The sequence below is a fragment of the Delftia sp. PX-1 genome, from assembly GCF_055797465.1.
In genome coordinates this window covers 2,147,670-2,168,978 of sequence record NZ_CP184763.1, presented here as the reverse complement: position 1 = coordinate 2,168,978, position 21,309 = coordinate 2,147,670, and the positions used below count along the sequence as shown (strand labels likewise).

The following is a 21,309-nucleotide window of genomic DNA, read 5'->3' as shown; positions in this document are numbered from 1 at the left end:
GGCGGCCCTCATATCGGCCATCACTTTGTTCACCCAAAAGGCGGTTCCTGTCGCCGTCGCCTAGCGGGCACGGGACATCAGCGCCACCTGCCGCACGGCATCGCGCAGCCAGCGCGTGGACGCGCCCATGTGCGTGCGGGCATGCCACAGCTGGTAGTACACCAGCGGCGCAAACTCCACCGGGCAGGGCAGGATCACCAGGGGCAGGCGCTGGCTGAAGCGCTCGCAGAACAGCCGCCCCGTGGTCAGCACCAGCAAGCTGGTGGCCACGATGTCGGGAATCAGGCTGAAATGCGCGCAGCGCGCCGCCACCTGGCGCTGCAGGCCCATGCGGGAGAGCTGGTCGTCGATCACGCCGCGCGCGCCCGGGTAGGTGGGCGTGGGCGCGATGTGCTCGGCCTCCAGCCACTGGGCCACGTCCCAGCCGCGTCGCACGGCCGGATGCTGGGGGCTGACCAGGCAGACCACCTCGTCCTCGAACAGGCTGGCCATGTGCAGGCCCTGCGGCGGCTCGGGCCAATTGCCGATCACCACGTCCACATCGCCCTGGGCCAGTTGCACCTCGTAGTGCGCGTCGCCGTTGAGGGCCAGGATGTCAACGGGGCAGCCGGGCGCCTCGGTCTTGAGATGGGCCACCAGGCGCGGCAGGAACAGCGGGTCCAGGTAGTCGCTGGCGGCGATGCGGAAGGTGCGCGTGGAGGTGCGGGGATCGAAATGGCGCGCATCGCTGAACAGGCCTTCGGCCGCGCGCAGGATGTCGGCCGCCGGCTGCACCATGCGCAGCCCGGCCTCGGTGGGCTGCATGTGCGCGCCCGAACGCACCAGCAGCGAATCGCCGGCCAGGTCGCGCAGGCGCTTGAGCGCGGCGGACACCGCCGGCTGGTGCATGCCCAGGCGCAATGCGGCACGCGAGACGCTGCGCTCGGTCAGCACCGTGTGCAGCACCCGTATCAGGTGCAGATCAATCTTGTCGAACAGGGCCTGGTCGCGCATGTAGCGAAGCAATCAGCGAAAAAAAGAGCGGTCGCGCCGGGGACGCGCCGCAGGTCATGGGGAGCCCGCAGCGTAACCCAGCCATGACCCCCGCCAGCTAGATACAAGCACCAAGAATGCCCTGGGCAGGGGCGGTTAAACACTTGTGCACGCAGCACATGCAATATGCGAGCCAGTCGCCGGCAAACCATTGTCCAAACCTATACAGACTTGCAGATTGTTAGCGTGATTCAATGAAATCGCTTCAAAAGGAAGTGGATTGCAGGAGACAAGACGATGAAACAGCCAACCCCTTTTTCGGGCATGGTGGCCGCAGCCACGCTCGCCAGTGTGCTGACCGCCTGCGGCGGCAGCGGTGATTCAGGCCTGGGTGTCATCGAGATACGCAGCCTGTCCAACCGGGCCGACATGATCAGCGACGGCAATGCCTATATTGAAATTGTGCTGCCCAAGGGCAGCCCGCCCGGTGCGCTGAAGGTGGCGCTCAATGGCACGGATGTCACCGCCCGGTTCGCCCAGCGCGCCAATGGCCGGATTCTGGGCCGGGTCGAGGGATTGAGGGTGGGCGCCAACACCCTCACCGCCACGGCGGCCGGCAGCGCGAGGGCACGGCTGGACATCACCAACCATGGCCGGGGCGATCCCATCTTCGCCGGGCCGCAGACCGCGCCGTGGATCTGCGCCACGCGCAATGGCGCGCAAGCCATCGTTTCCGTGCCGGGCACGGCACTTTCGGCGACCGTGACCACGCGCGTCAGCGGTCTCGATACCGATCCGGTGGATGTCCAGTGCAATACCAGGACCCAGTACACCTACTACTACATGCCCAAGGCCAGGCAAGGCAGCGCCTGCACGATGGGTCCGGCAGGCGCCACGCCCTGTCATGTGGCCTACGACCCATCGCAGCGCCCGGCCGACAGCGAGATCGCCGACTTCACCAACGACCGCGGAGATACGGTCAAGCACCTGCTGCGCCTGGAAACTGGCGTCATGGGCCGCGGCACCTACCAGATCCTGGCCTACCATGACCCCGCGCTTGCCTGGACACCCTGGGAGCCGCAAAAGGGATGGAACGGCAAGGTGCTGTGGCGATTCGGCGCAGCCGCTTCCGGCAATCGCTTCCAGGAGCCGGCGGTCAACCTCCTCGACCAGTTCAGCGGCAGCCTGCCGTTCGACCCCAACGCGCTCGCGGCAGGCCACATGGTCGTGAAAGCCATGCTGACCAACCACCTGCACAACAACAACGAGTTGCTGGCCGCCGAGAACATGATGCGCATCAAGGAGCACCTGATCGAGAACTACGGCGAAGTGCGCTACACCATGGGCGACGGCGACTCGGGTGGCTCCATGATGCAGACAGTGATCGCCTCCGCCATGCCGGGTCTGCTGCAGGGCATACAGACGGGGCTGAGCTATCCCGATGCGGTGTCCACCTGGATGGAAACACGCGACTGCGGCCTGCTGTCCAACTACTACAGGACGGCCGCAGGACAGGCACTGAGCGACACCGCGAAGGCCGCCATCAATGGCCATCCGGCCAGCTACTGCGACAAATGGGTAGGGAGCTTCATCGCCCCCCAGAACCCCCGGCTGCCCGACAACTGCGGCGTGGGCTTTCCCGCCTCCATCGTCTACGACCCGCGCACACGCGGCCAGGGCGTGCGCTGCTCGATCCACGACATGCTGGTCCCGGTGTTCGGGACGTTCAAGGACACCGACGGCCACACCAAGCCGCAGCTGCCGTATGACAACACGGGCCTGCAGTACGGACTCAAGGCACTGCAGTCGGGCGCCATCGACGCGGAGGCTTTCGTGCAGCTCAACGAAGGCATCGGCAGCTACACCAACGACATGGACTGGACCGGCGGCACTGCGTCCAGGCCGGCAGCCCGCGAGCGGGCCGTGGCCAGCCTGCTGCCCAGGCTCTACAGCAGTGGCCTCACCAGCAACGGCAGGAACCTGTCCCAGGTGGCCATCATTGACTTGCGGCCCGAGGGCGGCAGCGACATCCACATGACCTGGCGCAGCCTGCAGCAACGCGCACGGCTGGATGCCGCCAACGGCCACCATGACAACCACGTGATCCGCGCCAGCAAGGGCATGGTCCCGCTGCTGATCGCCCCTGCCATGCGACGCGAGGCCTTTGTCATGATGGACCGCTGGCTGACCGCCGTGGAGCGCGACACCACCGGCGCGGCGCTGGCACAGAAAGTGGTGCGCAACAGGCCTTCGGATGTCAGGGATGGATGCATCGCCGCAACGGGAGCCGCCCCTTCGGATCTCGACAAAGTCCTGGCCCTGGACGACCCAGCCTGTCCCCTCAAGCCGACCCTGTCGCCACGCCAGGTGGCCGGAGGTCCGCTCGCGGAGGACATCTACCAGTGCCAGCTCAAGCCCCTTTCGTTCACCAGCCCGGAGTACGCCGGCATCACCTTCAGCCCGGCACAGCAAAAGCGCCTTGCCGCAGTGTTTGCGGCAGGAGTGTGCGACTGGAGCCAGGCCGGAACGGGCCAGAGCCAGGAGGCGGCCTTCCTGACCGATTTCAGTGCCGGCCCGGCGGGCACCAAGGCCGGGCCTGCGCCGGTCTCGCGCAACGATTGAGCTGCACCCTGCGCGAAGTCCCGCAGGGGTCCGGGGGCCGGTGATCAGGGTTTGCAGCGTGCCAATCCATGCAATGAAGCAGCAGACTTTCATTGAAGATTTGCATCAAGCACCATGCAGCCGCCCACGATCAACGCCGTCCTCAAGTCCGCGCCCTTTGCGCCCCACCTGAGCAGGGCCCACCTGCTCAGGTTGCGGCGGGAGGTGCTGTTGCGGCACATACCGGCCGGCGCCCCGCTTTGCCACAAGACGCACCGGGCCGGCCACTGGGCCGGCATCGTCCAGGGAGCGGTCAAGATCCATGCGCTGTCGCCTACCGGGCGCAGCACCACGCTGGCCACCTTTACCCCGGGTTGCTGGTTCGGCGAGGGCACACTGCTCAAGCACGAATGCTGGCCGTTCGACGCGACGGCGATCGAGGATACGCTGGTGGCACTGATGCCGGCCAGCACCTTTCACTGGCTGCTGGAGCGCAGCCTCGGCTTCAACCGCTTCCTGCTGGACCAGCTCAATGCGCGCCTGGGCCAGTTCATCGGCCGCTGCGAGCATGCGCGGCTGCACCATTCCAGCCGCCATGTGGCGCACTGCATCTCGGAGCTGACCGATTCGAGGCTGTATCCGGACACCGGCAACCGGCACCTGGGCATGTCGCAGGAGGAGTTGGCCAGCCTGGCCGGCGTGTCGCGCCAGATCGTCAATCGCACCCTGGGAGAGCTGGAGGACATCGGAGCGGTCCGCGTCTCCTATGGGGCATTGACCCTGATCGATCCCGAGGGACTGCGTCGCTTCAGCGAATCCTTCGAATGAGGCGCGGCCCCGGCGCTCATGCGGCCTCCAGCACCTCGACGCGGTTGCGGCCCTTGCGCTTGGCCGCATAGCAGGCCATGTCGGCCGAGCGCAGCGCGCTGCTGACCGTGTGCTGGCGGGCATCGAGCACCACCATGCCGACGCTGGCGCCCATCAGGTAGCGCTGGCCCTCGTGCGCGCCTTCCCAGTCCTGCACGGCCATGCACAGGCTCTGCGCCAGCAGCATGCCCTGCTCGGCCGGGACGCCGGCCAGCAGCACGGCGAACTCGTCGCCGCCCAGGCGCGCCACCCAGCCCAAGGGCCGCACCACGCTGTCGATCAGCCGGGCCATGTGGCACAGCACCTCGTCGCCGGCCGCATGGCCTCCTTGCTGGTTGACGTGGGCGAAGTGGTCCAGGTCCAGGAACAGGATCACGCCATGGTGCGGCATGGGAGAAATGGCGACTTCGACCGCGGCCGTGGCCACGGCAGCAACCTCGGCGTCGGCTTGCGAGGAGGAGACCTCTTCCTGCAGCGCCTCGGCGGGCAGGCGCTGGGCGGCGCTGCATTCCTGCAGCCATTCATGCAGGCGCATGGCAAAGGCCTCGCGGTTGGGCAGCAGGGTCAGCGGATCGTGCATGGCCTTCCAGCCCGGCTGCTCGCGCACCAGGCGCTGCATGGTCACGTCCTCGACCACCCAGACCAGGGTGGGATCGGCCGGCACCACGGCGCGTGGCTCCAGGCCGCGCTGCAGGCGCTGCAGGCTCTGGCCGTGCAGGCGCACCCAGATGGGGCGGCCGTCCTTGCGGACAAAGCACTGCTCGCTGTCGAACTGGCCGTACATGTCCAGGTCCTTGCGCACACGCTCCAGCAACTGGGCGTGCGCAGCGTCGGAGGCGCACAGCTGGCGTATCGCCTGCCCCTGCAGTTCGCGCGGCGGATATCCCAGCATGCGCGCGGCCTGCAGGCCCACCAGCTCCAGATGCGCCGCATGCGTGACCACCAGGCCCACGGGCGCGTAGTCCATCAGCGTTTGCAGCTGCAGTTGCAGCCGGCCGACCTCGTGGGCCTGGTCCTGGCCCATCTGGCCCAGGCGGTGCAGGGCCTGCCACAGCGTGGAAGCCTCTCCCCAGGCATGGGTCCAGGGCATGCGCCAGCCGCCTTCCTCGGCATGGCCTGGCGCCGGCTCCGGCGCGGGATCGGGCTCTTCGGCCATCAGCCGCCCCTGGCTCGCCAGCCATTGGCGTGCACTGCGATGCAAGGCGGCCATGGGTTCGGTGACCAGGATCAGCAGCAGCACCAGCAGCGCCGTGACCCCCGCGACGGCTGCCAGCAGCCACCAGAGCACGCGCGGCGCCAGGCTGGGCGCAATGGCTTCCTCGGGGGTGATCCTGACCACCAGCCACTGCGGCAGCGGCATGCCGGCCGTCGTCACCAGGTAGCCGGCGCGGCGCTGGGTATCGGGGCCCACCTGCAGGCCGCCGGCGGAAGGGTCCTGCAACCAGTCCGCGCCCAGGCCGGGCTCGGCCTCGGCGCGCGCCGTCCAGCGCGACGGATCGGAGTGGGCCAGGATCTGCCCGTCGCGCTGCATGACCAGCAGCCGCCCTGCGGAGCGCGAAGGGTCGATGCCGGGCGGCAGCAGCGCCTGGCCGGACATGCGCACGCCCGCCGAAAGCACGCCGCTGACCGTGCCGTTGCCGGCGCGCAGCGGCACGGCGTACAGCAACTCCATCATTGCGGGATCGGCCCCCTTGCGGACCATGGTGGAGACCACGGGCTTGCCATCGGCCAGGCTGCGCCGCATCACGTCGCGCACGCCTTCGTCCAGATCGACCAGGGGTTCGGAGCGGCCGCCGCGCAGGCTCAATTGCAGTTGCCCACGCGCATCGGCCAGCTGCAATGTGTCGAACAGCCGCACGGATGCGTCTCCGCGCAGCATCTCGCCCATCAGGCGGCTGGGGTCGCCGCCCTGGTCGGCCATGCCCTGGGCCAGCACCCACAGCAGGCGCTGCTGCTGCTCCAGCCGCGAGGCCAGCATGCGCGCCACGGTATCGACCTCGTCGGCCTGCCGGGCCATGGCGCGCTCCAGCGTCTGCTGGCGCATGCTGTGCGATACCCACCAGGCACTGCCCAGGCCCACCACAAGCACGGCCGCCGCGGCCAGCGCCAGCACCGTGCAGCGCATGGCGCCCCAGCCTGTGGACGCGCGCGGCCACGAGGGCGAGTCCGGCACCTGCGGAGCATCCTGGGATGCCAGCAGCGCCTGGAAAAAGGGGGATCGACGGGCGTCCAGTGACATGACGCCCTCAATATATGCAGACCCGAAAGCCGTCCCACTGGGTGGAACCCGCGAACCAGTGGATACCCCGCCCCGCAAGTCCCGGCGCTTGCAGGCCGGCACCCGTCAGCGGCGTGGGAATCAGCCTACTGCGAGCACCTCGAGGGCCGCCGGCTTGGGCAGATCGATGACATTGCCCCGGCCCGCGATGAGTCCATGTTCACGCAACTGGCGCAGGACGCGCGAGAAGGTCTCGGGCGCAATGCCGAGCTGGGCGGCGATCAGCCGCTTGCGCAGGTGCAGCGTCACGCGCAGGCCGCCCGCCTCGTGCGGCATGGCATGGCGCAGCAACCACTGTGCGCAGCGTGCCTCGGCATCCTTGGACAGGCGGCTCACGGCCAGCTCGGTCTGGGCGCAGTAGGCCTGGGCCATGTCCTGCAGCAGTTGCTGGGCGGGAGAAGGCAGTTGCGAGACGGCCTGCAGGAAGTCGGCCTGGGGCAACTGCTGCACGCGGACATCGCTGTCGGCCAGCATGTCCAGGCTGCTGCCGCGCCGCTGCAGCACAAAGGCCGCATCCAGCCAGGCCGGCCCCTCCACCACACCCAGCTGGTGGCGCATCTGCCCACCCTGGCCTATGCCCAGGAGCACGCGACCGCGTTCCAGATACATCACCGTATCCGGCGACTGCCGACGCAGCCTGAGCCAGGTACCCGCGGCCAACACCTGGGCGGAACCCGGCGCGAAGGCGAAAGCTTGCAAGGAAGACAGGGCGAACATGCTCGCAACTTTGCCGGCTTTGCAGCCGCCGCGTTTTGAGCCACGTCAATCGGCCGCCAGCACGCACGCCGACAGGCGGCATACTTGTCACAATTATGTCACCAATGAAACGTAATGTATCCAACTGAAAAGTTGAGCCCATGATCGATCCCCAGATGCTCGCCAGCCTGCCCGCTGCGGCGGCCGTGCTGTCGGCCGCAGTGCGGTCCGGTGCAGGCCCCGTGGCACAGCTCATGCGCGCGGGCGGCCTGTACTGTGTCTTCCAGCCGCTGGCCGACTTGCGCAGCGGCAGCATCTATGCGCATGAGGCGCTGATCCGCGGCCCCCGGGGCATGCCGTTGCACACGCCCGACGCCTTGCTCAAGGGCGCTGCGGCCGAGGGCATTCTTCGGGAATTCGAGCTGCTGGCGGTCTGCGTGGCGCTGCAGGACTGGGGCCGGCAGGGCGCGCCGGGCCGGCTGTTCGTCAACCTCAGCGCCCAGGCGCTGGTGCAGGCCGTGGGCGTCTGCGGCCCCGGCATGGTCGGGGACACGGTGCGCGGCTTCGGCGTGCAGGCGCGGTCCCTGGTGGTGGAGATCACCGAGCACGACCATGTGACCGACATGCCCGCCGTCTGCGCCGCCGTCAAGGCCGTGCACGCCACGGGCGCGCGCCTGGCGCTCGACGACTTTGGCGACGGCCGCTCCAGCCTGCGCCTGTGGTCCGAGGCCAAGCCGGACTTCGTCAAGATCGACAAGTACTTCATCCACCAGATCGAGCAGCGCCCGGCCGCGCTGCAGCTGCTGCAGGCCATCAAGGGCATTGCCGAGGTCTTCGGAACCACGCTGATCGCCGAAGGCATAGAGACCGAGGACGAGCTGCGCACCCTGCGCGACCTGGGCATTGCGTACGGCCAGGGATGGCTGCTGGGCCGGCCCGCCGAAGCCGCCCAGCCGCAGATCAGCCCGCAGGCGCTGAGCGTGGCGCAGGACCCGCGCGTGGCCGTGCTGCCCCACCAGGGCCACAGCGCCCGCCCGGGCGTGCTGCGCAACCTGATGGTGATGCAGGCGCCCTGCGTGGCACCGGCGGCCAGCAACGACGAGGTGGCCGAGCTGTTCCAGGCCGGGCAGCAGCTGCACGCCATTGCCGTCGTGGAGGCCGGCCGGCCGCTGGCCCTGATCAACCGCCAGCAGTTCATGAACCACTACGCCACGCTGTACTTCCGTGAAGTCCACGGACGCAAGCCCTGCCTGGCCTTTGCCAACGTGCAGCCGCGCATCGTGGAGCTGGACTGCGATGTGGACCAGCTCGTCGGCATCCTGACCTCGCAGGACCAGCGCTACCTGAGCGACGGCTTCATCGTCACCGACAACGGCCGCTATGTGGGCCTGGGCACGGGCGAGCAGCTGGTGCGCCGCGTGACCGAGGCCCGCATCGAGGCCGCGCGCCACGCCAACCCGCTGACCTTCCTGCCCGGCAACATCCCCATCAGCCTGCACATGCAGCGCCTGCTGGACAGCGGCGCCGGCTTCGTGGCCTGCTATGCCGACCTCAACCACTTCAAGCCCTTCAACGACCACTACGGCTACTGGCGCGGCGACCAGATGATCCGCCTGGTGGCGCGGCTGGCCGTGGCGCACTGCGATGCGCGGCGCGACTTCGTGGGCCATGTGGGCGGGGACGACTTCATGCTGCTGCTGCAAAGCGAGGACTGGCAGCGGCGCTGCGAGGACATCGTCGGCGCCTTCGCAGGCGAGGCGCGCCAGCTGTTCGACGACCAGGCGCGCGAGGCCGGCGGCATCTGGGCCGAGGACCGCCACGGCATCCGGCGATTCTTTGCCTGTACCACGCTGTCCATCGGCGTGGTGCGCGTCGCGCCGGGCAGCGTGCTGGCACCCGAGGACATCGCCAACCTCGCGGCCCTGGCCAAGCAGCAGGCCAAGGCGCAAAGCCTGCCGGGGCGCGGCGCCATCGCGCTGCACACGCCGCACGATGAAGCGCGGCATCCGGCCCTGCACGGCACCGCAGCGGCCTGGCCTGCCTGAAACAAGAAGCCCGCAGGCTCTTGCGAGACTGCGGGCGGGTGGCTGGCAGCGCATGGGCGCGGCAGGATGATCAGTTCACCGATGCACCCGATTCGTACCAGCGCTTGACCATGCCGCGCTCGTCATCGCTCAGGGCGCCCGGATTGCCGAAGGGCATCTTGCGCAGCTGCACCACCTGCTGGTAGATCTGCTGGGCATGGGCCTTGACCTGCTCGGGCGAGTCCAGCCGCACATTCTTTTGCTGCAGGGCGGCACCGTGGCAGACCACGCAATGCTGCTGCAAGAAGGGCGCGAGCTGGGCATAGCCGACGGCGCCGTCGGCAGGAGCTGCGGCAGCCGGGGACGCAGGGGCTGCAGGCGCAGCCGGCGCTGCCGAGTCACCACCGGGAGCCGCTGCTGCGGGCTCGGTCGTTGCGGCAGGCGACTGCACGGCGGCGGGAGCCGGCGCAGGCGCTGCGGCAGGCGCCGGCGCGGGCTTGAGCCAGACGGCCGTGCCGATCAACACCAGCACGCCGACCAGGGCGTAGGGCCAGGGATGGGCATTGCGGCCCAGCTTGAAGCCGTGGCGCATCACGAAGAACTGGCGGATGGCGGCGCCTGCGAACATCATCAGGATCAGCACCAGCCAGTTCAGCTCATGGCTGTACAGCCAGCCGTAGTGGTTGGACAGCATGGCGAACAGCACCGGCAGCGTGAAGTACGTGTTGTGCACGCTGCGCTGCTTGCCGCGCTTGCCGTGGATGGGATCCACGGGCTGGCCTTCCTTCAGGGCCTTCACCACCGTGCGCTGGCCGGGGATGATCCAGAAGAACACGTTGGCGCTCATCGAGGTCGCCAGCATGGCGCCCATCAGCAGGAAGGCGGCCTGGCCCGGGAAGATGTGGCAGGCCAGGAAGGCCGCGATGCACACCAGCACCAGCACCATGGCGCCCACCGTGGCGTCGCCGTTCTTCTTCTGGCCGAAGACGCGGCAGATGCCGTCGTACAGCAGCCAGAACACGACCAGGAAGGCCAGGGCCGAGGCAATGGCCGCAGCCGAGCCCATGGCGTTGGGATCGGCCGGATTGACGAGGTAGATCTTGGCGTTCCACAGGTACGACACCGTCAGCAGCGCAAAGCCGCTGAGCCAGGTGGTGTAGCTTTCCCAGTAGAACCAGTGCAGGTAGTCGGGCAGCTTGGGCGGGGAGACATTGAACTTGACAGGGTGGTAGAACCCACCGCCGTGCACGGCCCAGAGTTCGCCGCTGACGCCCTGCTTCTTGAGATCGTCATCGACGGGCGGCGTCAGGCTGCTGTCGAGGAAGACGAAATAGAAGGAGGAACCGACCCAGGCGATGGCCGTAATGACGTGGAGCCACCGCAACAGCAGGTTGGCCCAGTCGAGAATGTAGCTTTCCATAGCTCTCAACCTTGGCAGCGTGGGGGCCGCCGGTGTTCAACCTGCTCACCACTGCGGGCGCTCTGAGCAGAAGAAAAAGGCCGCGCACCCGGTAGATATACCGCCGGTGCACCGCTGCGACCATTTCGTAGACACAAAGTGTATGCAATTTTTCGCCAACCCATCGGCTTGCGCAGCATCAATTCACTAGAGATTTCCCTGATTCCGCGCGGACACCGCGCTGCGCCGCTGCAGAAGCTGCGCCGCCACGGCCACCGCGATCACCTCGGGCTCCTTGCCCTTGATGCCGGGCACGCCGATGGGGCAGGTCACATGGTCCAGCTCCGCATCGCTGAAGCCGCGCTCGCGCAGGCGGCGCCGGAAGGTGGCCCATTTGGTGGCGCTGCCGATCAGGCCCACATAGGGCAGGTCGCCGTGCTGGCGCTGGCGGCCCAGGCACTGGGCGACCACCTCCAGGTCCTCGGCATGGCTGAAGCTCATGATCAGCACCTGGGAGCCTGCAGGCAGATCGGCCACGGCCGATTGCACGGGGTCTGAATACTCGCACTGCACGAGCTCGTGCTCCTCCTCGGGGAAGACCGAATCGCGGCTGTCCACCCACATCACGCGGTAGGGAAGATTGCACAGCAGGCGCACCAGCGCATGGCCGACGTGGCCTGCACCGAACAGCGCCACGCAGTCGCGTGGCGGCTGCAGCCGCTCGCGCAGCATGTCCATGCGTCCCTGGGGCACCAGCACGAACCTCAGCATCACCACGCCCCCGCAGCACTGGCCCAGGCTGGGGCCCAGCGGATAGCGGTGCTGGTGCTCGGTGGCGACCTGGCTACCCTGCTCGCCAGGCGTTGCCCAGCCGCGCAGCAGGCTGCGGGCCCTGTCGATGGCATCGAACTCCAGGTGCCCGCCGCCGATGGTGCCGGCCACGCGGTCGGCGAACACCGCCATCCAGGCGCCGCGCTCGCGCGGCACGGAGCCTCGCGAGTCCATCACTTCGACCCAGCACAGCGGCCCCTGCGCAAGGCCCTGCTCGACTTTGTTGAACGTGTCACTCCACATGGGCGCACCTGACAGCCCGTCGTGGCGCCTGCGGGCTTCATTGGAATTTGTTGCGGGATTGTCCGCTGCGGCACTTGAGTTTTGCGCTCCGACTGCCGGTGCCGCAGTGTTTCAGGATACGCTCGCAATCATGCCCGATTCCCCTGATTCCACGCAGCACAGTTCCGTGCAAAAGCCACGTTCCGGCCGCCCCTGGCTGTGGGCCGGCCTGATGGCCGCCATTGCCTCCCTGGTCACGGCCTGCAAGTCCCCGCCCGGCCCCGGCCCGCGCCCCGACGACGTCAGCTCCAGCGCACAGCTGCAGTACCGCAAGGTGGCCGCCAACCATCTGTACGCGCGCAATGCCGATCGCATCTACAAGGGCCAGTTGCCACCCATGCTCTACGCGATCGGCGTGCTCCAGGTCCAGATCGACCGCAACGGCCAGGTCCAGCGCCTGCACTGGATGCGCGCGCCCGGCCATGCCCCCGAGGTGGTGAGCGAGATCGAGCGCCTGGTGCGCGCCGCCGCGCCCTTCCCCGCTCCTGCCGGCGCCGCCCGCATCACCTATACCGATACCTGGCTCTGGGACAAGTCCGGCCGCTTCCAGCTCGACACGCTGACCGAGGGCCAGCTCTGAGCCTCAGGCCGCTGCGCACGGCTGGCCGTCGGCAAAGCTTCGGGCGCTTCTGAGCAGGCAGGTCACGGCATAGAGCACCAGGTCGTCCGGTGCGTCATCGTTCACGCGATCGATGACCTCGATGGCATAGCCCAGGTCCTGCGACAGCTGCGGCAGCACGCCTGCCGAGCGGCCGCCGGCCTGCAGGCCGGCCACCGCCTGGTCAGCGCTGGCGTGGTAGCCACGCAGCAAATCACGCGCGGCACACACCATGGCCGAGCCGGCGCGTTCGGCATGCAGCTCCAGCACGCCCAGGGCCGCTCCCATATGGCACAACGCATCCACCGCCAGCACCTCCTGGTGCTGCGGTGAGGGTTCCTGATGGCTGTGGCCCGATTGCTTCACTGTCTTCATGGCATCCCTTGCGCGGGACCGTGCTGGTCCCGAAGCAACAATACCTATCAGGTCCCTTGCAGTCAATACCTTTCCGGTCCATGATTGCCGGCGATGAAACAGACCGATCCTCAGTACAAGCTGCGCCTGCCGCAGGAACTCAAGGACCTCGTCGAGGAGGCAGCCAAGCGCACCGGCCGTTCCATGAACGCCGAAGTCGTGGCCCGGCTGCAGACCACGTTCGAGGCCCCCCTGCTGGGCCGCCTGTCGGCCTCGACGGACCCTTCGCTGGAATGCGAAGAGCCCGTGAGCATCTACGACATCAAGATGAGCGCCGAAGCCGTGGAGCGCATCGAAAAGCGCCTGGAACGCATAGAGCAGGCCGTGCTCGCGCCCGCTGCGCCGCAATCCGCCAGTGAAGACGGCGCAACCGGCGGCGCCTGATCCGCCCGCAAAAAAGAAAACCGGCCCGCAGGCCGGTTTCGTTCAAAGGCCCCTCAGGGCCGGGATCATTCGACCACCTTGGTGATCTTCGAGCCCTGCAGCGACACGCCGGCTTCCAGGCCCGCGTTGGTCAGCACGTAGCTGGTGACGGGGCCCTGGGCGGTCGTGGTGTCCACGCTGCCATTGGCGCCCACCTTGCCTGCGGCCACCGTAGCATCGGCGCCCACGGACCAGCCGTCGCTGGCCAGGAACTTGTCCAGCGCTTCCTGGGTGTTGAACACATAGATCACAGCCTTGGACTGGCCGCCTGCCTGCCAGCCCACCGAGGCGCCCGTGGTGCTGTAGAAGCCCTTGTTCTGGCCGCCGACGCGCAGCACGCCGCGGCCATGCTCCACACCGATGACGAAACTGCCGCCGATCACCGAGGGGAAGATCAGCACGCCCTTGGAGCGGGCCACCATTTCCTTGGAGCCCGGCGCCGTCTGGTACAGCCGCTCCAGCGCAGCGTTGGCGCGCGCATTGACGGTGGTGGAATCAGCACGCGGCGCGGACTGGGTTTCCGGCTTGGTGGTGGTGCAGCCGACCATGGCCACGCTGCCGGCCGCCAGTGCAGTGGCCATCACGACGGTACGCAAAGAAAACTGACGCATGGGAAAACCTGCCTTTCTTGATTGGACGTTTTGGGGAGACCCCATCGGTTCATTGGATTGATCACCTTGCCTCCCGGTCCCGGGCACCCCTACCAGTGCTCGCAAACCGCTTCGGAGACAGGCTGGGGACGATGCTAGGCCGCTTTGCGGTACTTGTGATGAGACATGTCACAAGTTGCGCCATAGGACTACAGGCCCGCAGGAAATGTCTGAAAATCCCGTTCCGGGCCGCCACAGCCGACACCGAAAGCCCGCTGATGCCAGAATGCACCCACAGCAACACCCGGCCCACCGGGCCCATCCACATCGAGGGAGTTCATGAAGTTCTGGAGCCACTTTCACCATCCCCAGGCAGCCATGGTGCTGTTGCGCGTCACGCTTGCGGTCCTGCTGCTTTTTCATGGCTGGGCCAAGATCCGCTACGGCATAGGCAGCATCGAGCGCATGGTGGAGTCCGCGGGCGCGCCGGGCTGGCTGGCCTATGCGGTGTATCTGGGTGAGGTGGTGGCGCCGCTGCTGCTGCTGGTGGGCCTGTGGGTGGTGCCCGCGGCGCTGGTGATTGCGGTCAACATGATCGTGGCCTTCGCACTGGTGCACACGGGCCAGGTGATGCAGCTGCACAGCTCGGGAGGCTGGGCGCTGGAGCTGCAGGCCTTCTTCTTCATCTCGGCCCTGGTCGTGGCCATGGGGCATTCCAAGGGCAAGTAGGCCGCACGCTTGCTGGAGATGCAAAAGCAACGGCCCGCAATGCGGGCCGTTCGCCATTTCAGGTTTCACTCCAGGCCATCCCCCGACAGCCTGCGCCTGCAGTCCAGGGCTCAGGAGCCCCGGTACGTCGAATAGCTCCAGGGGCTGACCAGCAGGGGCACATGGTAATGCTGGTCGGCATGGGCCACGCCGAAGTCCAGGCTCACCTTGTTGAGGAAGTTGGGCTCGGGCAGTTGCACGCCACGGGCCTTGAAGTAGGCCGCCACGTCGAAGGTCAGGCGGTAGGTGCCGGTCCTGAGGCTGTTGTTGTCGAACAGCGGCGCATCGGTGCGGCCGTCGTGGTTGAGCACCAGGCTCTTGATCAGCGTGGCCTGGTCGCCATCGGTGGAATACAGCGCGACAGCCATGCCGGCTGCGGGGCAGCCGTTCATGGTGTCGAGGACGTGGGTGCTCAGGCCCATGGAAATCTCCTGTGAAGCGGGAGCTGGCCCGCCCGGTTGTCATTGGTTGGTCGATGCACGAAGCGCGGCGCGCGACAGCACTCGCGGCCCCCTCGTGCATTCGCAAAGTGTATACAGTTTTTGTACGCCCTTGAAGTGCGCCATGCAGCTCGAGCCTAGGCAGATACCCGCACTTTCGGCGTCGGCAGCGGCCCGTGGGCAGGCCTGCAACGCCATGCTTCTACACTGTGGTCCGCCGCCGCCCCGGCTGCAGGCCCTGCGGCCATCGCATACCGGGCGGCAAAGGACTTTCGCTCATTTCAACGGTTCCACTGTTTCATCTGCCAAGGAGATACCGATGCCATTTCGCTCCCCCTTGCTGGCAACCAGCCTGGCGCTGGCCATTGCCAGCCTGGCCGCCTGCAGCAGCACACAGCCGCCCGCGGCCTCGGCGCCGCCAGCGCCGGTGGCCGCAGCACCTGCACCGGCGGCAGCGCCCATCACGCAAAGCAATGCAGCCCAGGCGGCCAGTGCAGCCTATGACTTCGACATGGATGTATTCCATCCCGTCGTGGCCAGGAACGGCATGGTGTCCAGCGAGCAGGAGCTGGCCTCGCGCATCGGCCTGCAGATCCTGAAGTCGGGCGGCAATGCGGTGGATGCCGCCGTGGCCATGGGCTTTGCGCTGGCGGTGGCCCTGCCCAATGCCGGCAACATCGGCGGCGGCGGTTTCATGATCGTGCACGACGCCAAGAGCGGCAAGAACATTGCGCTGGACTTCCGCGAGGTCGCACCCTCCAAGGCCACGCGGGACATGTACGTGGGCGCGGACGGCAAGGTCATCGACGGCAAGTCGCTGTACACCCACTACGCCGTGGGCGTGCCCGGCACCGTGGCCGGCATGGAGCATGCATTGAAGAAATGGGGCTCTCTGCCGCTGTCCACGGTGATTGCGCCATCCGTGAAGCTGGCCGACAAGGGCTTTACGGTCAGCGAGACCCTGGCCAAGATCCTGGAGCAGGAAAAGAAGAACATGGGCCAGTGGCCCGCCACCCAGGCCATCTTCTGGCGCAACGGCGAACCCCTCAAGCGCGGCGACCGCCTGGTGCAAAAGGACCTGGCGCAGTCGCTGCGCCTGATCGGGCAGCAGGGCTCCAAGGTGTTCTACGAAGGCGCCATTGCCCGCAAGCTCGCGGCCGAGATGGCGCCGCATGCGGGCGCCCTGTCGCTGCAGGATCTCAAGAACTACAAGGTGGTCGAGCGCGAGCCCGTGCGCGGCACCTATCGCGGCTACGAGATCGTGACCATGCCGCCTCCGTCCTCCGGCGGCGCCCACCTGATCCAGATCCTCAACATGATGGAACGCTGGCCCATGAACCAGTGGGGCGCCAACAGCGCACAGAGCATCCACTACATGGCCGAAGGCATGAAGCTGGCCTATGCCGACCGGGCCGAATACCTGGGCGACCCGGACTTCGTGACCGTGCCGCTCAAGGGCCTGACGTCCAAGCGCTACGCCGAGGCGCTGGCCGCCGGCATCGATCCCTACCAGGCGCGCGCCGGCAAGGACATCAAGCCCGGCAAGCCCCAGCCCTATGAGAGCGACCAGACCACGCACTACTCCGTGGTGGACAGGATGGGCAACGCCGTGGCCGTGACCTATACGCTGAACACCAACTTCGGCAGCGGCATCGTGGCCAAGGGCACGGGCATCCTGCTCAACAACGAGATGGACGACTTCTCTGCCAAGCCCGGCGTGGCCAACGCCTACGGCCTGGTCGGCGGCGATGCCAATGCGGTGGCCGCAGGCAAACGCCCGCTGTCGTCCATGACGCCCACCATGGTGCTCAAGGACGGCAAGCCCGTGCTGGTCACCGGCAGCCCCGGCGGCGCGCGCATCATCACCACCGTGCTGCAGACCGTGGTCAATACCATCGACTTCGGCATGAACCCGGCCGAGGCCGCCGCCACGCCGCGCTTTCACCACCAGTGGACGCCCGACGAGCTGCGCGTGGAAAAGGGCATCAGCCCCGACACCGTGGCTCTGCTCAAGTCGCGCGGCCACAACGTTGCCGTGAAGGCATCCATGGGCCGCACGCAGACCATCCAGCTGCGCGACGGCATGCTCTACGGCGCCTCCGACCCGCGCAACCCCGACGGGCAGACACTGGGCTATTGAAGCAAGAAAAAGCCGCGCCCGTTGCCGAGCGCGGCTTTTCACAATAGGGCGGCGCAAGGCCGCCCTCCCACCAATCGCGTTGTCAGTTGCGCGGCATCAGGCCGGGACCTTCTGGCCGACCTCGAAGTTGGCCTGGATCTCCAGCGCACGCACCATGCCCGAGTGGTCCCAGTTCGCGCCGCCGTGGGCCACGCAGCTGTTGAACAGCTCCTGGGCCTGGGCGGTGTTGGGCAGGGACACGCCGAGCTGGCGCGCGCTGCTCAGGGCCAGGTTCAGGTCCTTCTGGTGCAGCGAGATGCGGAAGCCCGGATCGAACGTGCGCTTGATCATGCGCTCGGCATGCACCTCCAGGATCTTGGACGAGGCAAAGCCGCCCAGCAGCGCCTCGCGCACGCGGGCCGGGTCGGCGCCGGCGCGCGATGCGAACAGCAGGGCCTCTGCCACCGCCTCGATGTTCAGCGCCACGATGATCTGGTTGGCCACCTTGGCGGTCTGGCCGTCGCCATTGCCGCCCACCAGGGTGATGTTCTTGCCCATGCGCTCGAACAGCGGCTTGACGCGCGCGAACACGTCCTCGGGGCCGCCGACCATGATGGACAGGGTGGCGTTCTTGGCGCCCACCTCGCCGCCGGAGACCGGCGCATCCAGGTACTGGGCGCCGATGGCCTCGATGCGGCGAGCGAAGTCCTTGGTGGCCACGGGCGAGATGGAGCTCATGTCCACCACCACCTTGCCGCTGCTGCCCTTGAGGCCGGCGGCCACGCCGTCCTCGCCGAACAGCACCTTCTCGACATCGGGCGTGTCGGGCAGCATCAGGAAGATGATGTCGGCCCGCTCGGCCACGCCGCGCGCGGTGGTGCACTGGGTGGCGCTGCTCTCGGCGATCTGCGCCGGGATCTTGCCCAGGGTGTTCACGAAGAGCTGGTGGCCAGCCGCCAGAAGGTGGCCTGCCATGGGCGCGCCCATGATGCCCAGGCCCACGAAACCAAGCTTGAGAGAGGATGCATTCATGCTGTGTACTCCTTGTCGTTTTTGAAAAGCTGAGAAAAACTCCGGCGGCGCTCAGGCGGCGACTGCCGCGCGCACGCTGGTGTGGGCGTCCAGCCAGCCCAGGCCCGATTCGGTATCGCGCGCAGGCTTGTACTCGCAGCCCACCCAGCCCTGGTAGCCGATGCGATCCAGGTGCGCGAACAGGAAGGGGTAGTTGATCTCGCCCGTGCCCGGCTCGTTGCGGCCCGGGTTGTCGGCCAGCTGCACGTGGCCGATGCGCGCCAGATGCTTTTGCAGCGTTGCCGCCAGCTCGCCCTCGGTGCGCTGGGCGTGGTAGATGTCGTACTGCACGAAGGCGTTGGGCGCGCCCACCTCGTCGAGGATGGACAGGGCCTCGTCCGTGCGGTTCAGGTAGAAGCCGGGAATGTCGAAGGGGTTGATGGGCTCGATCAGCAGGCGCAGATTGGCCGCGCTCAGCGCCGATGCGGCAAAGCGCAGGTTGTCCACGAAGGTGCGGCGCAGCAGCGCGGCATCGGCACCGGCAGGCGCCTTGCCGGCCAGGCAGTTGAGCTGGGGCACGCCCAGCGCATGGCCATAGGTCACGGCCTTGGCCACGCCGGCGCGGAACTCGTCCACGCGGTCGGGGTGGCAGGCAATGCCGCGCTCGCCCGCATCCCAGTCGCCGGCCGGCAGGTTGTGCAGCACGATCTGCAGGCCGTGGGCGTCGACGCGCTCCTTGATCTCCTGGACCGTGTGGGCGTAGGGAAACAGGAATTCCACGGCCTCGAAGCCGGCGCGCGCCGCGCGCTCGAAACGGTCGAGGAAGGGCACCTCGGTGAACAGCATGCTGAGGTTGGCAGCAAAACGGGGCATGTCAGAAGTCTCCGGTAGTCGTTTGGTGGGTTGGGAGCGGCAGGGCACGCAAGGCGCCCGCCGGTAAAAATGCCCAAGGGGCAATGGAAATCGGAACCCCCGAGTGCCTGCACCGCCCGCAATGCAGGGATTGGCGCAGCGCCAGCCAGGGATGCCAGGCAAGGGCCGCCCCGCAGCGATGGCGTCGTCCCCCTCCGAAGAAAGGGGGAAGCGGCGCAGCCGCTCAGGGGGTGCCTTGCTTCAATCCAGCAGGGCCAGGGCGCTGGGCACGTCGGCAGGCGCTGCGGCCAGGTCCTCGAACTCGATCACGTTGTCGATCTCGGCACCCATGGAGATGTTGGTCACGCGCTCCAGGATGACCTCGACGACGACCGGCGTGCGGTGCTCGGCCATCCAGGCCTCGGCCTGCTGCATGGCGGGCGCGAAGTCCTCGGGACGGTGCACGCGGATGGCCTTGCAGCCCAGGCCCTCGACCACCTTGACGTGGTCCACGCCGTAGCCCTTGGACTCTTCCTTGTCGTCGACATTGATGTTGTCGAAGGCCAGCTGCACGCAGTAGTCGATGGAGAAGGCGCGCTGCGCCTGGCGGATCAGGCCCAGGTAGCTGTTGTTGACCAGCACATGGATGTAGGGCAGCTTGAACTGCGCGCCCACGGCCAGCTCCTCGATCATGAACTGGAAGTCATAGTCGCCCGACAGCGCCACGATCTTGCGGGCCGGGTCGGCCACGCGCACACCCAGGGCGGCCGGCACGGTCCAGCCCAGCGGGCCGGCCTGGCCGCAGTTGATCCAGTTGCGCGGCTTGTAGACATGCAGGAACTGCGCGCCGGCAATCTGCGACAGGCCGATGGTGGAGACGTAGCAGGTGTCCTTGTCCAGGCTGCGGTTCATGCACTGGTAGACACGCTGCGGCTTCATGGGCACGTTGTCGAAATTGGTCTTGCGCAGGTACTCCACATTGTTCTTGCGGGCCTGGCATTCGGCCACCCAGCCGCTGCGGTCCTTCAGGCGGCCAGCCGCCTTCCACTCGCGCGCCACCTCCACGAAAAGCTGCAGCGCCGCGCCGGCATCCGAGACGATGCCGTAGTCGGGCGCGAACACGCGGCCGATCTGCGTGGGCTCGATGTCCACGTGCACGAACTTGCGGCCCTTGGTGTAGACCTCGACCGAGCCCGTGTGGCGGTTGGCCCAGCGGTTGCCGATGCCCAGCACGAAGTCGGAGGCCAGCATGGTGGCATTGCCGTAGCGGTGGCTGGTCTGCAGGCCGCACATGCCGGCCATCAGGCGGTGGTCGTCAGGGATGGTGCCCCAGCCCATCAGCGTGGGAATCACGGGCACGTCCAGCAGCTCGGCAAACTCCACCAGCAGCTCAGACGCATCGGCGTTGATCACGCCGCCGCCCGACACCAGCAGCGGACGCTCGGACTCGTTGAGCATGGCGATGGCCTTTTCCACCTGCTTGCGCGTGGCGGCCGGCTTGTAGACAGGCAGGGGCTCGTAGGTATCGATGTCGAACTCGATCTCGGCCAGCTGCACGTCGATGGGCAGGTCGATCAGCACGGGGCCGGGGCGGCCCGAGCGCATCAGGTGGAAGGCCTGCTGGAAGGCGCGCGGCACCTGGGCCGGCTCCAGCACCGTGGTGGCCCACTTGGTCACGGTCTTGGCGATGGAGGCAATGTCCACGGCCTGGAAATCTTCCTTGTGCAGACGCGAGCGCGGCGCCTGGCCCGTGATGCACAGAATCGGAATCGAATCCGCGCTGGCCGAGTACAGGCCCGTGATCATGTCCGTGCCGGCCGGGCCGCTGGTGCCGATGCACACGCCGATGTTGCCGGCCACGGCGCGGGTGTAGCCCTCGGCCATGTGGCTTGCGCCTTCGACGTGGCGCGCCAGGATATGGCCTATGCCGCCATGGTCCTTGAGCGCTGCGTACAGCGGGTTGATGGCGGCACCGGGAACGCCGAATGCGACGGTGACGCCTTCTTTTTCCAGCACGCGGACTGCGGCTTCGATTGCTTTCATTTTCGCCATGGAGGTCTCCTTCAAACTGGAGACAACTCTAGGCAGACGGGCCTGTTGGCGGAACGCCTGCACAGACCATAAAATTTATTCCGTGCAGGAAT

Annotated in this window: 18 protein-coding genes; 7 read left to right on the top strand and 11 right to left on the bottom strand. The window is 67.5% G+C overall.

Features of this window, described 5'->3' with window-relative positions:
• Nucleotides 1-60: 60 nt before the first annotated feature.
• Nucleotides 61-993 (bottom strand): LysR family transcriptional regulator, encoded by a 933-nt coding sequence (locus ACN20X_RS10035; protein WP_016449767.1) that lies wholly within the window; start codon nt 991-993, stop codon nt 61-63.
• Between the two features lie 276 nt (nt 994-1,269).
• Between ACN20X_RS10035 and ACN20X_RS10030 the strand changes: the two genes are divergently transcribed.
• Nucleotides 1,270-3,594 (top strand): DUF6351 family protein, encoded by a 2,325-nt coding sequence (locus tag ACN20X_RS10030; RefSeq protein ID WP_473210555.1) that lies wholly within the window; start codon nt 1,270-1,272, stop codon nt 3,592-3,594.
• Nucleotides 3,595-3,708: 114 nt separating this feature from the next.
• On the top strand, nt 3,709-4,401 hold the full coding sequence (locus ACN20X_RS10025; RefSeq protein WP_017404028.1) for a Crp/Fnr family transcriptional regulator: 693 nt from the start codon (nt 3,709-3,711) through the stop codon (nt 4,399-4,401).
• A 16-nt stretch (nt 4,402-4,417) separates the two neighbouring features.
• Here the strand turns inward: ACN20X_RS10025 and ACN20X_RS10020 are convergent, their stop codons facing one another.
• Both ACN20X_RS10020 and ACN20X_RS10015 read right to left on the bottom strand, forming a co-directional pair.
• Nucleotides 4,418-6,679: a sensor domain-containing diguanylate cyclase gene (locus ACN20X_RS10020; RefSeq protein WP_310038136.1), complete on the bottom strand. Its 2,262-nt coding sequence runs from the start codon at nt 6,677-6,679 to the stop codon at nt 4,418-4,420.
• Between the two features lie 120 nt (nt 6,680-6,799).
• Nucleotides 6,800-7,435 (bottom strand): Crp/Fnr family transcriptional regulator, encoded by a 636-nt coding sequence (locus tag ACN20X_RS10015; protein ID WP_016449769.1) that lies wholly within the window; start codon nt 7,433-7,435, stop codon nt 6,800-6,802.
• A gap of 140 nt (nt 7,436-7,575) precedes the next feature.
• Between ACN20X_RS10015 and ACN20X_RS10010 the strand changes: the two genes are divergently transcribed.
• On the top strand, nt 7,576-9,459 hold the full coding sequence (locus tag ACN20X_RS10010; RefSeq protein WP_473210554.1) for an EAL domain-containing protein: 1,884 nt from the start codon (nt 7,576-7,578) through the stop codon (nt 9,457-9,459).
• A gap of 70 nt (nt 9,460-9,529) precedes the next feature.
• On the opposite strand, the gene ACN20X_RS10005 is transcribed toward ACN20X_RS10010, so the two are convergent.
• Both ACN20X_RS10005 and xdhC read right to left on the bottom strand, forming a co-directional pair.
• Nucleotides 9,530-10,858, bottom strand: a complete 1,329-nt coding sequence (locus tag ACN20X_RS10005; protein ID WP_473210553.1) for a urate hydroxylase PuuD — start codon at nt 10,856-10,858, stop codon at nt 9,530-9,532.
• Between the two features lie 186 nt (nt 10,859-11,044).
• Entirely contained in the window at nt 11,045-11,911 is an 867-nt protein-coding gene (xdhC, locus tag ACN20X_RS10000; RefSeq protein ID WP_279493100.1) for a xanthine dehydrogenase accessory protein XdhC, read from the bottom strand.
• Between the two features lie 130 nt (nt 11,912-12,041).
• Here xdhC and ACN20X_RS09995 point away from each other — a divergent pair, with 130 nt between their 5' ends.
• A complete protein-coding gene (locus ACN20X_RS09995) occupies nt 12,042-12,530 on the top strand; it encodes a hypothetical protein (RefSeq protein WP_016449773.1) in 489 nt (162 codons plus the stop codon).
• A gap of 3 nt (nt 12,531-12,533) precedes the next feature.
• Here the strand turns inward: ACN20X_RS09995 and ACN20X_RS09990 are convergent, their stop codons facing one another.
• Entirely contained in the window at nt 12,534-12,923 is a 390-nt protein-coding gene (locus ACN20X_RS09990; RefSeq protein ID WP_016449774.1) for a hypothetical protein, read from the bottom strand.
• Between the two features lie 93 nt (nt 12,924-13,016).
• Between ACN20X_RS09990 and ACN20X_RS09985 the strand changes: the two genes are divergently transcribed.
• The gene (locus ACN20X_RS09985; RefSeq protein ID WP_016449775.1) at nt 13,017-13,346 is read left to right on the top strand and encodes an Arc family DNA-binding protein; all 330 of its coding nucleotides are present in this window, start codon (nt 13,017-13,019) and stop codon (nt 13,344-13,346) included.
• 65 nt (nt 13,347-13,411) lie between these two features.
• On the opposite strand, the gene ACN20X_RS09980 is transcribed toward ACN20X_RS09985, so the two are convergent.
• On the bottom strand, nt 13,412-13,996 hold the full coding sequence (locus tag ACN20X_RS09980; RefSeq protein ID WP_016449776.1) for a BPSL1445 family SYLF domain-containing lipoprotein: 585 nt from the start codon (nt 13,994-13,996) through the stop codon (nt 13,412-13,414).
• Nucleotides 13,997-14,314: 318 nt separating this feature from the next.
• Here ACN20X_RS09980 and ACN20X_RS09975 point away from each other — a divergent pair, with 318 nt between their 5' ends.
• The gene (locus tag ACN20X_RS09975; protein WP_016449777.1) at nt 14,315-14,704 is read left to right on the top strand and encodes a DoxX family protein; all 390 of its coding nucleotides are present in this window, start codon (nt 14,315-14,317) and stop codon (nt 14,702-14,704) included.
• Nucleotides 14,705-14,814: 110 nt separating this feature from the next.
• Here ACN20X_RS09975 and uraH read toward each other — a convergent pair whose 3' ends face one another.
• Nucleotides 14,815-15,165 (bottom strand): hydroxyisourate hydrolase, encoded by a 351-nt coding sequence (gene uraH / locus ACN20X_RS09970; RefSeq protein ID WP_012204044.1) that lies wholly within the window; start codon nt 15,163-15,165, stop codon nt 14,815-14,817.
• A 337-nt stretch (nt 15,166-15,502) separates the two neighbouring features.
• Between uraH and ggt the strand changes: the two genes are divergently transcribed.
• On the top strand, nt 15,503-17,323 hold the full coding sequence (gene ggt / locus ACN20X_RS09965) for a gamma-glutamyltransferase (RefSeq protein WP_016449779.1): 1,821 nt from the start codon (nt 15,503-15,505) through the stop codon (nt 17,321-17,323).
• Nucleotides 17,324-17,419: 96 nt separating this feature from the next.
• On the opposite strand, the gene glxR is transcribed toward ggt, so the two are convergent.
• The 3 genes from glxR to gcl all read right to left on the bottom strand — a co-directional run bounded on the left by glxR (nt 17,420) and on the right by gcl (nt 21,217).
• A complete protein-coding gene (gene glxR / locus ACN20X_RS09960; RefSeq protein ID WP_016449780.1) occupies nt 17,420-18,334 on the bottom strand; it encodes a 2-hydroxy-3-oxopropionate reductase in 915 nt (304 codons plus the stop codon).
• 51 nt (nt 18,335-18,385) lie between these two features.
• Nucleotides 18,386-19,186: a hydroxypyruvate isomerase gene (gene hyi, locus ACN20X_RS09955; RefSeq protein ID WP_047217819.1), complete on the bottom strand. Its 801-nt coding sequence runs from the start codon at nt 19,184-19,186 to the stop codon at nt 18,386-18,388.
• A gap of 240 nt (nt 19,187-19,426) precedes the next feature.
• Complete coding sequence (gene gcl, locus ACN20X_RS09950) at nt 19,427-21,217, bottom strand: glyoxylate carboligase (RefSeq protein WP_016449782.1); 1,791 nt, start codon at nt 21,215-21,217, stop codon at nt 19,427-19,429.
• Between the last annotated feature and the right edge of the window lie 92 nt (nt 21,218-21,309).